The following is an 11,886-nucleotide window of genomic DNA, read 5'->3' as shown; positions in this document are numbered from 1 at the left end:
CGCGGTCGTGCATCAGCCAGAAGTCGGCGATCCCGGCAAGCTCCTGCCGCGCCTCGTCATTGTCCGTGCATTGCGGCTCGCCCGAACGATTGCCGGAGGTCATCACCACCGGACCGTCCAGCGCCCGCAGCAAGAGATGATGCAACGGCGTGTAGGGCAGCATGAAACCGAGCCGCTCGTGCTGCGGCGCCACGCCCGCCGCAACGCCGCAGCTGTCACGGCGCTTCACCAGCACGATCGGCGCCGCTCGGGCGGCAAGCGCCACGCGCTCCTCGCCCGACAGCTCCGCGAATTCGGCAAGCTGCTCCAAGTCGCGCGCCATCAGCGCGAACGGCTTACCGTCGCGCTTCTTGCGGGCGCGCAGCTGCGCCACCGCCGCTTCGTCCGTCGCGTCGCAGGCGAGGTGGAACCCGCCGATGCCCTTGATCGCGACGATCCGCCCTTCCCCGATCAGCGCCGCCGCCTCGCGGATCACCGCCTGCGGGCCGCCGCCGACCACGACGTGGTCTGGACCTTCCAACCAGACGCGCGGGCCGCAGGCCGGGCAGGCGATCGGCTGGGCGTGATAGCGGCGGTCGGCCGGATTTTCATACTCGGCCCGGCATTCCTCGCAGGTCGAAAATCGTGCCATAGCGGTCGAGCGGCGGTCATAGGGGATAGCCTTGACGATTGACAGACGCGGCCCGCAATGCGTGCAATTGGCGAACGGGTAGAAATAGCGCCGGTCCTTGGGGTCGAGCACTTCCGCAAGACATTCCAGGCAGCAGGCGGCATCGGGCACGATGCCGGTCTTCACCCGCCCGCCCGCGCTCGCCGCTATGGCGAAGCCGCCCGCCGGCCGCGGCCCCTCAAGCGTCGCCGTCTCGATCCCGTCGATCCGCGCCAACGGCGGGCATTGCGCCTTTAGCCTGTCCGCGAAGGTCTCGAACTCGGCATCGCTGCACCACAGCGCGATCTCCACGCCTGCAGCATCGTTGCGGACGTGACCCGATAGCCCCATAGCGGTCGCGATGCGCCACACTGTCGGCCGGAAGCCGACGCCTTGCACCAGCCCCGTCACCCGGACCAGGCGTCCCTCCACTGCGGGCTCGGCGAGCGGCGGGCCCATCAGCGCACCGTGCACACTATGCACGGGTCCAACGACCGCACGATGTGCTGGACTGCAACCGGCTCGGTCTCGCCGAGCCGCACCGGCGCACCTTCGAGCGCCAGCTCCAGCGGGCCACGATTGCCGGCCCAGTCGCGTGGCGAAAAGTTCTGCAATGCGTAGAGCAGGTCGATCTGCGCGTGGTGGCGGCGACGAACCGCGATCTGGAGAAAGAGCTGCACCCCGTTCTTCAGCGTGAGCGTGAGGTTTTCCGGATGACAGAGCTTGGTGATGTACTGGTAGATGCCGGCCTCGTTGATGCCGTCGATGGTGTCATGCGCGTCGGTGTAGCCCGAGATGATCATGCGCACGATGTCCGGCCAGCGGGTGCGCGCCTGCTTCAGGAACTCGGTGCGGCAGGTGCCGGCTATGCGCTGGTCACACAGGATGATCTGGATCCATTCCATCTCCAGGATCGAGCTGGCGGCCTTGGTGTCGCTGGCTACGTGGACATCGAAATCCTCGCTCAGGACGCGCCGTTGCGCCTCCAGCGAGCGGATTTCGTCGTCGAGGATCAATATGCCCGGCAGGTCGCTCACGATGCCTTTTTCCTTCCCTCCCGGCCGGCCTGCCAGGCGACGTCGCGGTGGCGGGCGATCGTCACTGGGGTGCGCGACTTCGGCACCTTGTGCACGAAATTATGCCGCGCGACGTGGTAGCTTGGGTCGAAGCCATAGAAATTGCGGCGCATCCGCGAAAGCTCCTCCTCGCGATAGGCGCAAAGCGGCTTGGCCGCCTCGTCGGCTGCGCGCCGGGCTTGTTTTTCGGCGAGCAACCCCGGAAACTCTTCGCTCCCGGCCAGCGCGGCAGCCGACGCCCTCACTTGCGCCGTGAACAGCTCGCTTGCCCCCGCGAACACCCGGTTGGCCAGATTCAGATTCAGCGCCTCCTTCGCGCCCATCGGCAGGCGCGCTGCCGCGATCCGGCGGGCATTCTCAGTCCCGCAGCAGCTCGGCAGGAGATAGGTCCAGAACTCCGAGCCGTAGAGATTGCCCATGTCCTTGTAATGCGGGTTGAGGATGACGCTCGAGCGCATCCAGAGCTGGTCGGTGCTGCGGGCGAGAAACACGCCGCCCTCTGCCGCATTTCCGGCAAGCGCTGCTACGGTGATGTGGCTTGTCGTGCGGATGATCGCATCGGCGAGGTCGTCGATGGCACTGATGTTGACCCAGGAATCGTCGGCCGCGCTGTCGGCCGCCTCGATCCGGTTGAGGTCGAGCCCGTTGGACCAGAACTGCGGCCCTCCGCACAGCACGATCGCCCTGGTCGGACGCTCCGTCGCTTTTGTATAAGCGTCCAAAAGTCTTCGACAGGCGTCCTTTCCCATTGCACCGTTATAGAAGGGGAAGTGCAGATAGCCGACCGCAGCTTCTTCTTCGTAGATGATGTCCTGATAACCGCCCGGTGAATTGAGCGGGATCTCCGGCAGGTCTGCAACTTCCTTCGCGAAGACCATGGTCGCCGGCAGCTTGAACGGGTGTGGCGAATTGGGATGCCGGACATGGCCGATCCACAACGCGCCGTCGACGGTGACGATGGCGATCGCCGGCCCGCTTCTGGCGGCGACCACTCCCGGCTCGGGGAGCGATATCTTGCCCCGTTCACCCCGCGCGAGAGGCAAGTCACCCCCTGGTTCACGTGCGTCTCGCGCGTCGAAAAGGAAGACCGTTTCGCCGAAAAGTTCGTCCCGCACGCCGGGCGCGCCGTCGGCTGCTGCGATATTCTTCAGCACCGTTTCGGTCGTGTCGGCAGCCCAATCGATCCGCCGGTCCGCCTGTTTGATCGCGTCCCGCCACCGGCCCAGCGGCGCTACAGATTGTTCTTCCAGGGCAATCGGCTTTTCGCCCTGCTCGAACCGCGCGATCGCTTCGAGCACCGCCGTCACCGCCGCGTCGGTCACCTCGTTGCTGTAGAGGCTCGATTTCGTCGCCTTTCGCATCGCGAAGGTGGCGCTCGCCCAGACCGGCCCCGCATCCATTTGGGCCGCCGCTTCCAGCACCGTGACACCCCACTGCGTCGCCCCGTCCACCATCGCCCAGTCCAGCGCGGAGGGGCCGCGGTCGCCGACGATGCCTGGGTGAACGATCATACAGCATCGATTTTCATAGACTTCTTTCGGGATTGCCCGCTTCAGAAACGGGGCAATAACGAGGTCCGGCCGAAACAAATCTACCGCCTCCATGGTCCGCTCGTCGTTGACGTCCATCTCGACCGAGACCTCGTGTGCGTGCTCGCCAAGCGCCACGAAAATCCTCTGACTCAAGGCGTTGAAGGCGGTGACGAGAAGCAGAATGCGCATCTTCAGCAGATCCTCGGGAGCTGTTCCCCGGCGATCCAGTCGACCACGCGCATACCGCCAAGTCTCGTTTTCATCCGCACCAGCGCATGCTGGTCTGTGACGACTTCGCCAATGATTGCGGCATCCCGGCCCATGGGATGAGCGCGTATCTCGGCGAGCAAAGTCTTCGCGTCTTGCGCCACGCAGATGGCGATCAGCTTGCCTTCGTTGGCAACATTCAGCGGGTCGAGGCCGAGCAGTTCGCACGCCGCCGCGACCTCCGGCTTCACCGGAACCGCCGCTTCCCGGATTACCATTCCGACCTTGGACTGCTGCGCGATTTCGTTCAGCGTCGCCGACAGTCCGCCGCGCGTGGGGTCACGCAACACCCGGATACCAGGAACGGAGCCAAGCATCGCCGCCACCAGATCGTGCAGAGCTTGGCTGTCGGAGATAATTTCCGTTTCAAAATCAAGGTGTTCGCGCTTCGACAGGATTGCGACTCCGTGGTCGCCCATGGTGCCGGAGACAAGGATTGCATCGCCCGGCCGGGCATTGCTTCCGGAGATGTCTGTGCCGTCCGCCAGCACGCCAACAGCGGTCGCGGAGATGAAAACGCCGTCGCCTTTGCCCTTCTCCACCACCTTGGTGTCGCCCGTAACCACGGGTACGCCTGCTTCCCGGGCGGCAAAAGCCATTGAAACAACTATTCTTTCCAGTTCGGCCAACGGAAAACCTTCCTCCAGGATGAAGGACGCGGACAACCAGAGCGGCCGCGCGCCCATCATGGCGACGTCGTTAATCGTGCCGTGGACCGCCAGTGCTCCGATATCCCCGCCCGGAAAGAACAGAGGCGAGATGACATGCGCGTCCGTTGCCATCACCAGGCGTCCGCAGACGGTGCCGAGCAGGGCCGCGTCGTTAGCCTGGGCCAGGAACTCGTTGGCCAGATGTCTTTGAAAAATATCCCGAATCAGCTCGGCCATCGCGCGGCCGCCCGCGCCATGCGTCATGTCCACCGCGCCGCGGACCGACGAGGTGGTGACGGCTAGGCTGGGATCGTTCGCGCTCATTATTCCGCCGCCTCCAACAGCTTCGGCTCGCGGAAACGGCCATAGGTCCAGTAGGCCGCGCAGGCGCCTTCGGAGGAGACCATGCATGAGCCAATCGGGTTCTGCGGCGTGCACACGGTGCCGAACAGCTTGCAGTCGGTCGGCTTCTTCACCCCGCGCAGGATCGAAGGGCATTCGCAGGACTTCACCTGGCGCGAAGCCTTGACCGACAGCTCGAAACGCTTCTCGGCGTCGAAATCGGCATAAGCGTCGCGGATGCGCAGGGCGCTGTAGGGCACGGTGCCGAGGCCGCGCCAGTCAAAGGTCTTGCGCAGCTCGAAGACCTCGCTCACCAGTGCCTGCGCCTTGAGGTTGCCCTCCTCGGTCACGACGCGGGTATATTCGTTCTCGACCTCGTGCCGGTCTTCATTGACCTGCCGGATCAGCATCAGGATGGACTGCATGACGTCCAGCGGTTCGAAGCCGGCGATGACAACCGGCTTCTGGAATTCCTCGGCAAAGAATTCATATGGCTGCGAGCCGATCACGGAGGAGACGTGCGAAGGTCCCAGAAACCCGTCAATCTTGACGATGCCCAGTTCCCGCACTTCCGGCGATTCAAGAATGTGAGAGATCGCGGCCGGCGTGAGCACATGGTTGCAGAACACGCTGAAATTCTTGAACCCCTCGGCTTGCGCCGTCTTGATCGCGACGGCCGTCGGCGGCGTCGTGGTTTCGAAACCGATGGCGAAGAAGACGACTTGCCGCTCGGGGTTTTCACGCGCGATCTTTAGGGCATCGAGCGTTGAATAGACCATGCGGACATCCGCTCCGTCCGCCTTGGCGCGGATCAGGCTGCGTTGCTTGGTGCCCGGCACGCGCATCATGTCGCCGTAGGTGCAAAGGATGACCCCGTGCCGCTCGGCGAGCTCCACCGCATCGTCGAGGCGAGAGATGGGAAGCACGCAAACGGGGCATCCGGGTCCGTGCACGAAATGCACGTTCTGCGGCATCAGGTCCTGCACGCCGTGGCGAAAAATCGCATGCGTGTGCCCACCGCAGAACTCCATGAAATGGTAGCTCTTTTCCGGATCAGCCTCGATCGCGATGGCGCCGGCGATGGTCTTCGCAAGCTCCTGGTCGCGATATTCGTCGACATATTTCACGCCGAAATCTCCTCCAGCCCCTCCTCCAGCACGCCCGCTTCGGCCATCAGCTGCAGCGTGCGCTCGGCCTCCTCGGGGCTCACCTTGTGGAGCGCATAACCGACATGGACGAGCACGAAATCGCCAAGCGAAACGTCTGCCACCAAAGCCAATGAGATGCGCTTCGTGACCCTGTCGAACGCGACCACGGCCATGTCGTCATCGAGCAGTTCAACGACGCGGGCGGGAATGGCCAGGCACATCAGGCTGCTCCGAGCTCGGCCGCCCGCTGATGGCCGACTAGCGCCATGGCGCGGACCGCGCCGATCCAGGCCGTCCAGTCCGACATCCCCTCGCCCGTGCGCGCGGAAACCCTCAGCACCTTGATCCGCGGGTTCACCTTTCGGGCGTTGGCGATGCAGGCCTCCACGTCGAAGTCGAGATGCGGCAACAGGTCAGTCTTGTTGAGGATCATGAGATCGGCGGCGGCGAACATGTCGTGATATTTCAATGGCTTGTCCTCTCCCTCGGTGACTGAGAGCACCACCACCTTGTGTGCCTCGCCTAGGTCGAAGCCCGCCGGACAGACGAGGTTTCCCACGTTTTCGACGAGGAGCAGGCCTCCTTCGGCAAGGTCGAGGTGATCTGCGGCATGGCCGACCATATGCGCGTCGAGGTGGCAGCCCTTGCCGGTGTTGACCTGGATCGCGGGCGCGCCGGTGGCGCGGATGCGGTCGGCATCATTGGAAGTCTGCTGGTCGCCCTCGATCACGGCGATGGGCAACTTGCCCTTCAGTGCCTCGATCGTGCGGCAAAGCAGCGTCGTTTTGCCAGAGCCGGGGCTGGAGACGAGGTTGAGCGCAAGCACGCCGCGCTCGGCGAACATTTTCCTGTTCGCATCGGCATACTCGTTGTTCTTGGAATGGATATCCTTTTCCAGCTTGACCATCCGCGCCTGGCTCATGCCCGGCGCACGGGTGCCACCGGGGCCCGAGCCACAATCGTGCACATGATCGTCATGATGGGGGCCGTGATCATGATCGTGGTGGTGATCATGATCGTGGCCGTGATGATGGTGATGGCCATGCGCCTTGCCCTCGATCCGGACGGCGCCCTCGCCGCATCCGCAAATAGTGCACATCAGCTCACCTCCAATTCCCTGATCTTCATTTCTTGGCCGCCGGTCACCTGCAGCTGATGGCTTCCGCAGTCCGGGCATGGATCAAAGCGTGCCGCGATCGGCACGCTCTGGCCGCAAGGCATGCACCAGGCCCTGCCTTCCGTCTCGACGATTTCCAGCCTTGCGTCTTGCGCCAGAGAGCCACGCATGACGACATCGAAGCCGAACTTCAGCGCCTCGACCTCGACAGCGGATAGCCGCCCGATTTCCATGCAGACGCGGCCCACCTTCCGAAAATCCTGTCTCGCGGCCTCTTCCTCGATGATGCCACGGACGCTCTCGCATATCGCCATCTCGTACATCAGCGGAGCCTGATATCGTAGCCGACGCAGGGGTCGATGGCCCGGACCAGGAGATCGGCCTGGACCGCCAGATCTTCACGTCTGGATGCAGCGAGCGCCGAAAGCGAGCTCGCGGCAATGCCGCTCTCGGCGAAATGAATGCTGGTCGGAGCCGTGATGGCGTAGTCGGCGATTCGGTCGTCGTTCAAAACAATCCGATGTTCCAGCCGGCCGCGTGCTGCCTCGGCGAAGGCAGTAGCAGAGCGGCCCCCGTTCTCGTCGCGAAAGACTTCGCGCGTAGGCACTTCGGACCCCTCCGCGACATCCCGCAGGGCCGCGAGCCCTCCGGCGATCTGCGCCGGCAGCGTCGATGCCTCGACCACGCGGGCAGCCAGCCGCGCGGCCAGGCCGGCTCCACCGTTTTCGGAAAGGAAAGCGCGAACGAGCGGCGCACCAGCCTGCCTGGCGAGGCAGCTCGTGTCGGCCGACGTTTCCTTCGGCAAATGTTCGTTTCCCCCGTTTGTCGTTTCGGGGTGGCCTATCATGGCCCAGCCCCTTGCCAAGACCGGGGCGATGAGACGGGCCGCAATCGTGCCGCGCTCCATAGCCCACTGCGCGAAGGCATCGCGATCCATCTCGCCAAGCGGCTTTTCGCCTTCGTAGACCACGGACTGCGTTAGATGGCTCGCTTCGGCGGCCGTTTCGGCAGCGTCCGCGCCCGGAATCCCCACGCACACGCCGGGAACGAACGCATTCCCGCCTGGAAAAAGTGCCTGCTTGAGGCGCTGCGGCAGGCGCATAGACCGGCGCAGGGTTTTACCGTCGGCAGGCTCGCCCGCGAGACTGGCAGTATCCAAGCCAATGCGCAGCAGGTGCTCGCGCAGCGTTTCGGTAAGCACAAGAAGCCGCCGCGCTTGCTTCGTGCGCCGGTCCGTCCCGATCTCCAGGGCCGCCTCGGCTGCCTCAACGCTCGCCGCCGACTGCGCAATACTACAGACACTGAACAGCGAACCGATCGCCGAGATGACCTCCGTCACCGGCCGGGCTCGCACGATCGGGCCAAGCGCAACCGGGCGCGGCGGCGTGACGATGGCTTCCATAACGCGACCGCCATCGCAGACGAGATCGATGGAGACGCGGCCATCAACGCTCATGCAGCGGTCTCCTCCTTGTCGCCCAAACCGAACAGCCAGCGGCGGGTCAATTTCGCCGGCTGGGAGCTCGCGGGTGTTCCGGCTGTCTCAACCTCGTCCAACGCGCTTGCCTCTTCCTCAGGTAGCCGGCCTTCCCAGACACGGATCATCTCGCCGTCTTCGTCTTCTTCCGCCTCACGGTTGAACAGTTCCGCAAGCACCTGCCGCGCGGCCTCTTGCGCACTCTCCTGGTCGGCGAATTCGAACATCGGCGAGAACAGCGAGCACATGCGGTAGCAGCCGAGCTCCTCTTCATAGGCCCGGAAGAACTCGAACCGGCCCGCCGGGAATGATGCATGCTCCTTCGTGCCCGTAGGCACGCGCGGGCGCGCTTGCCCGTCGCCAAATGGTAGAAGCACGAGGTTCATGAACCAGGGCGTGACAAGAACCGCGAGCCATTTGCCCTGCCACTGCCGCACGCCCACCGCGCTGACGCAAAGCGCCGGATTGAGGATCGGAATTCCTGCCATGGCCGTCCGTTCGATCCGCTGAAACACGAACTCTAGATGGGCAGCGACGGCTTGCGAATGATCCATGTCAATCGCTCACGACCATGAAGCCCTGCTTGGAGCCGTCACAGGTGGGGCAGCTCCAGTTGGCCGGCAGTTCGGCGAAGGGCGTGCCGGGCGGGATCTGCCAGTAGTCGTCGCCCTCAGCCGGGTCGTAGACATGCCAGCAAATCCTGCATTCGAGCCGCGACATCGGGCCGATCTTGGCATTGTCGCCGCCATATGAACCGGCAAAGAAGGAGTCGTTCACCGGTAGACCTCCAGGATTTCGAGGAGCCGCTGGCGGCTGTCCGCAATATCCTCGGGCGCAGCGCGGACCACCCCCGGCAAGGCCGTGACCTCGATCGTGTTGAGGATGAGATCGTCGGTCGAATTGAAGAAGCGCACCCACCAGACGCCGCGCGTCCCCGTCGTGGTCACGCGGCAATTGCCGTAGCCACGCGACAGCACGACCACCGGCCCGTGGCCAAGCAGGCCGTCGAGGAAGGTCAAGTCCTCTTCAGTGTGCGGCAGCAGCGACAGGTTTATGGCGTGCGGCCCGACGTCGGGCCCGACGAGCGGGATGCGGCCATTGAGCTCCGAAATCAGCGGCGGCGCGTTGAAGACGCCCGTCGGATAGGTCGCCGGCGCAGCGAGCGTATTGCGGCAGCCGGCGAAGGCCCTCTCCAGCACGGCCGAGGGAAAGGCGCCGACCTCGACGAAATCGCGCACGAGCCTGCCATCCGTTCCGGTCTGGCGCACGCGCCAGATACCGGCGAGCACCGACTCCTGAGCCTTCAGGTCGTCGCCGCAGATGATCAAGACCTCGCCCTCGCCCAGCGCCTGGTCGATCAGCGCAAGATTGGCGTCGTCGAGGCCGGAAAGATCATGCACCGCGTTTTCGCAATCCGGCGAGGACCGGCCGAGGCTTTCAGCCAGCGCGGAGAGCACCGCCAAAGCAGCTTCGAGCCCGGCGACATTTTCCTTCTCCGGCAACATGGGTGACGCAGAGGTCGCCATGCCCTTCGGCATTTCCATATACTGCAAGTCGCTGCCGTCCCCTTCGCTCGGCTGTGAACCCGGCCCGATGCCGCCGAATAGCGATGTTGCCATGATGCGCCCTCCCGGCCGCTTTCGCTCACTGGAAATGATCGTGGTCGTGACGGTCGTGGGTCGCGCAGGCTTCGGGAAGCTCGAAACGCGGCGGCGCGCTCGGCCCGCGCCTCAGTTTGCCGTCGATCTCAGTGAGGTAGTCTTCCCAGTCGAGCACGCGCTTTATGGCGCCGAGATATTCGCCGTTCCTCAGGAAGACAAGCGCCGGGAAGGCGTCGAAGCGATAGCGGCTTTGCAGCTCGCGTTCGCTCTCGCGCGATACCACGGCGGGCTTGAACACGCCCTGGAAGGCCTGCACCAGCTCCGGGAGGATCACCGCCACATCGTTGCTCTCGGCGAGCCGCAACCAGTCACCGGGAAAAAACAGCGCGGTGAGGTCGTGGGCCTCGGCGAATGCGTCGATGTTCGCCTCGTCAACCACCGGGATGCGGTGGCGCTCCATCATCATGGTGAGAACGGGTGAAAACATGGACTCAGGCGTCCTCCGTGCCTTGCGGTGAAAGGGCTTGCCCCGGCCGCAAATGCTCCGGCAGTTGCGGCTCGCGGCCGACCAGGTCGGCGAAGAGGTGGTCGAGGTCGGTGTCGCCGGCGAGCGCACGCTCCGTCGCTTCGATCGCGTCGGCGATCAGGCGCGCCGTCTCGGCAGTGACAGTCTCGCGCGCGGTGTCGAGGAAGGCGAGTATCCACGTACCCGCTGGCTGGTCGCCCACCAGGGTCATATCGAGGCGCCGCGTGCCGCTGCGACCGGTGCACAGGGCAATGCCGCCGCTGCATTCAACCACCTGGAAGGGAACGCCGACACACATCAGCCCTGCCTTCCAGACGATTGCAAAAGCGCGTCGACCTCGCACTCGAAATTCGCCGGACCAGCGAAGGCACCATTCTCGAGAAGCCGCGCGCCGTGACGACAGGCCTCTTCCGGTCGGGGTCGACCGCTCTCGTAGATGCCGATGCGCATTTCGCGCGAGGCGAGCGTCTCTTCTTCGGCCAGCGGTTCGGTGCGCTTGGCGATCGTCGCGCCGAGCCAGGCGAGCCACTCGATGGCGATCTCGATTGCAGGCTCGATCTGAGCCTTCACCGCGGGCCGGAGACTGCCGCCGTAGTCGTCCAGCTCGACCGGTTGCACGCCGACGAGAAGGAGATGGGCGGGATAGTCACCCATCATCTCGGCCATGGCGAGAACTTCCTGAAAGCCAGTCTGGTGGAGCGAAATCTTCTTCACACCGAGGAAGGCCGGCACCTCGCTGCCTTCGACGAGCTTCAGCGTGCCGGGCGCCAAGCCGTAGTCGACCGCGTCGAACACCACGAGGATGTCGGCCTCGCGGATATGTTGGAGGAGGTAGATGCCCTGCGTGCCGCCATCCATGGCCCGGACGTTGTCCGCCGTTTCGCAGAGCCGGTGGAACTCCTCCACCACGCGGATGCCGAAGCCCTCGTCGGCCCATAGCAGATTTCCGATGCCGAGCACGAGCACCCGTGGCGCGTCGTTCATTGGGAAGCCTCCTTTCGACCTTTTTCTTCCAGCAGCAAGAGGCGGGCCAATTGGCCGGGGGCCGGCAAATGGTTGCGAAATAGGTTGATCTCTGGATAGCGAACGACGCGTATGGAAAGCGCGATGACGATTTTACCGCACAAACGGAAAGTATCCTTCCATTGACGGATACGGCAACGGCCGGACTGAGAACCGAATTCCAGGCCGATGGAAAGTTTGCGTTCACTCGCCCTTCCCACTCCGCCTCGCTCCGCACCTTTGCCCTGAAAGGGATAGAGGAAGGGCGCCGGGCGTTGCGGTTGGCACTTCCTCTCCCCGTCGAACGGAGGAGAGGTGTCGAGGCAAGCCGAGACGAAGTGTGGATCGACTTGAAGGCAACCCGTCTTGAAGAAAAGAGCCGGGGGGGGGGGGGGGGCCCGCCCGGCCGGGGGGGGGGGGGGGGGGCGGGGGGGGATAAAAGAGGGGGCCGGGGGGGCGGCGGGGGCGCCGCCGCCCGCGACCGAGACGGGGAGGGCGG

The 11,886-nt window shown here is 64.5% G+C and carries 15 protein-coding genes; all 15 read right to left on the bottom strand.

Annotated features, from left to right (window positions below):
* The coding region (locus NKH43_RS34330) for a Sua5/YciO/YrdC/YwlC family protein (RefSeq protein ID WP_352861933.1) at positions 1-1,108 on the bottom strand (1,108 nt) is incomplete at its 3' end.
* Positions 1,108-1,686 (bottom strand): response regulator, encoded by a 579-nt coding sequence (locus NKH43_RS35405; protein ID WP_502906537.1) that lies wholly within the window; start codon positions 1,684-1,686, stop codon positions 1,108-1,110. The genes NKH43_RS35405 and NKH43_RS34330, both read right to left, overlap by 1 nt.
* On the bottom strand, positions 1,683-3,446 hold the full coding sequence (locus NKH43_RS34315; protein WP_352861932.1) for an enoyl-CoA hydratase-related protein: 1,764 nt from the start codon (positions 3,444-3,446) through the stop codon (positions 1,683-1,685). The genes NKH43_RS35405 and NKH43_RS34315 overlap by 4 nt, the downstream gene beginning before the upstream one ends.
* A 2-nt stretch (positions 3,447-3,448) precedes the next feature.
* Complete coding sequence (gene hypE, locus NKH43_RS34310; protein ID WP_023679100.1) at positions 3,449-4,498, bottom strand: hydrogenase expression/formation protein HypE; 1,050 nt, start codon at positions 4,496-4,498, stop codon at positions 3,449-3,451.
* Positions 4,498-5,643 (bottom strand): hydrogenase formation protein HypD, encoded by a 1,146-nt coding sequence (gene hypD, locus NKH43_RS34305; RefSeq protein ID WP_023679101.1) that lies wholly within the window; start codon positions 5,641-5,643, stop codon positions 4,498-4,500. The genes hypE and hypD overlap by 1 nt, the downstream gene beginning before the upstream one ends.
* Positions 5,640-5,885 (bottom strand): HypC/HybG/HupF family hydrogenase formation chaperone, encoded by a 246-nt coding sequence (locus NKH43_RS34300; RefSeq protein ID WP_023679102.1) that lies wholly within the window; start codon positions 5,883-5,885, stop codon positions 5,640-5,642. The genes hypD and NKH43_RS34300 overlap by 4 nt, the downstream gene beginning before the upstream one ends.
* On the bottom strand, positions 5,885-6,763 hold the full coding sequence (gene hypB / locus NKH43_RS34295; RefSeq protein ID WP_352861930.1) for a hydrogenase nickel incorporation protein HypB: 879 nt from the start codon (positions 6,761-6,763) through the stop codon (positions 5,885-5,887). Before hypB ends, NKH43_RS34300 begins: the two co-directional genes overlap by 1 nt.
* A complete protein-coding gene (gene hypA, locus NKH43_RS34290; protein ID WP_352861929.1) occupies positions 6,763-7,104 on the bottom strand; it encodes a hydrogenase maturation nickel metallochaperone HypA in 342 nt (113 codons plus the stop codon). The genes hypB and hypA overlap by 1 nt, the downstream gene beginning before the upstream one ends.
* The gene (locus NKH43_RS34285) at positions 7,104-8,183 is read right to left on the bottom strand and encodes a hypothetical protein (RefSeq protein WP_352785076.1); all 1,080 of its coding nucleotides are present in this window, start codon (positions 8,181-8,183) and stop codon (positions 7,104-7,106) included. Before NKH43_RS34285 ends, hypA begins: the two co-directional genes overlap by 1 nt.
* Before the next feature lie 50 nt (positions 8,184-8,233).
* Entirely contained in the window at positions 8,234-8,812 is a 579-nt protein-coding gene (gene hybE / locus NKH43_RS34280) for a [NiFe]-hydrogenase assembly chaperone HybE (protein WP_023679106.1), read from the bottom strand.
* Position 8,813: 1 nt separating this feature from the next.
* Positions 8,814-9,035, bottom strand: a complete 222-nt coding sequence (locus NKH43_RS34275; RefSeq protein WP_023679107.1) for a rubredoxin — start codon at positions 9,033-9,035, stop codon at positions 8,814-8,816.
* Entirely contained in the window at positions 9,032-9,877 is an 846-nt protein-coding gene (locus NKH43_RS34270) for a hydrogenase expression/formation protein (RefSeq protein ID WP_352861926.1), read from the bottom strand. Before NKH43_RS34270 ends, NKH43_RS34275 begins: the two co-directional genes overlap by 4 nt.
* A gap of 25 nt (positions 9,878-9,902) precedes the next feature.
* Positions 9,903-10,325 (bottom strand): thioredoxin domain-containing protein, encoded by a 423-nt coding sequence (locus NKH43_RS34265; protein ID WP_352611116.1) that lies wholly within the window; start codon positions 10,323-10,325, stop codon positions 9,903-9,905.
* Between the two features lie 25 nt (positions 10,326-10,350).
* A complete protein-coding gene (locus tag NKH43_RS34260; RefSeq protein ID WP_023679110.1) occupies positions 10,351-10,683 on the bottom strand; it encodes a HypC/HybG/HupF family hydrogenase formation chaperone in 333 nt (110 codons plus the stop codon).
* Entirely contained in the window at positions 10,683-11,369 is a 687-nt protein-coding gene (locus NKH43_RS34255; protein ID WP_352572506.1) for a HyaD/HybD family hydrogenase maturation endopeptidase, read from the bottom strand. Before NKH43_RS34255 ends, NKH43_RS34260 begins: the two co-directional genes overlap by 1 nt.
* Positions 11,370-11,886 lie beyond the last annotated feature (517 nt).

Source organism: Mesorhizobium sp. M1163, assembly GCF_040318415.1.
In the GTDB taxonomy this organism is placed as follows: domain Bacteria; phylum Pseudomonadota; class Alphaproteobacteria; order Rhizobiales; family Rhizobiaceae; genus Mesorhizobium.
Note: the sequence above shows the minus strand (reverse complement) of the source record. Positions and strands in the feature narration are given on the sequence as shown.

Excerpts from the sequence above, each read along its gene's own strand:
- NKH43_RS34255 (WP_352572506.1), bottom strand. The coding sequence starts at position 11,369 with ATGAACGACGCGCCACGGGTGCTCGTGCTCGGCATCGGAAATCTGCTA.
- NKH43_RS34265 (WP_352611116.1), bottom strand. The coding sequence starts at position 10,325 with ATGATGATGGAGCGCCACCGCATCCCGGTGGTTGACGAGGCGAACATC.
- hypE (WP_023679100.1), bottom strand. The coding sequence starts at position 4,498 with ATGAGCGCGAACGATCCCAGCCTAGCCGTCACCACCTCGTCGGTCCGC.
- NKH43_RS34315 (WP_352861932.1), bottom strand. The coding sequence starts at position 3,446 with ATGCGCATTCTGCTTCTCGTCACCGCCTTCAACGCCTTGAGTCAGAGG.
- NKH43_RS34300 (WP_023679102.1), bottom strand. The coding sequence starts at position 5,885 with ATGTGCCTGGCCATTCCCGCCCGCGTCGTTGAACTGCTCGATGACGAC.
- hypB (WP_352861930.1), bottom strand. The coding sequence starts at position 6,763 with ATGTGCACTATTTGCGGATGCGGCGAGGGCGCCGTCCGGATCGAGGGC.
- NKH43_RS34270 (WP_352861926.1), bottom strand. The coding sequence starts at position 9,877 with ATGGCAACATCGCTATTCGGCGGCATCGGGCCGGGTTCACAGCCGAGC.
- NKH43_RS34285 (WP_352785076.1), bottom strand. The coding sequence starts at position 8,183 with ATGGAAGCCATCGTCACGCCGCCGCGCCCGGTTGCGCTTGGCCCGATC.
- hybE (WP_023679106.1), bottom strand. The coding sequence starts at position 8,812 with ATGGATCATTCGCAAGCCGTCGCTGCCCATCTAGAGTTCGTGTTTCAG.
- hypA (WP_352861929.1), bottom strand. The coding sequence starts at position 7,104 with ATGTACGAGATGGCGATATGCGAGAGCGTCCGTGGCATCATCGAGGAA.
- NKH43_RS34260 (WP_023679110.1), bottom strand. The coding sequence starts at position 10,683 with ATGTGTGTCGGCGTTCCCTTCCAGGTGGTTGAATGCAGCGGCGGCATT.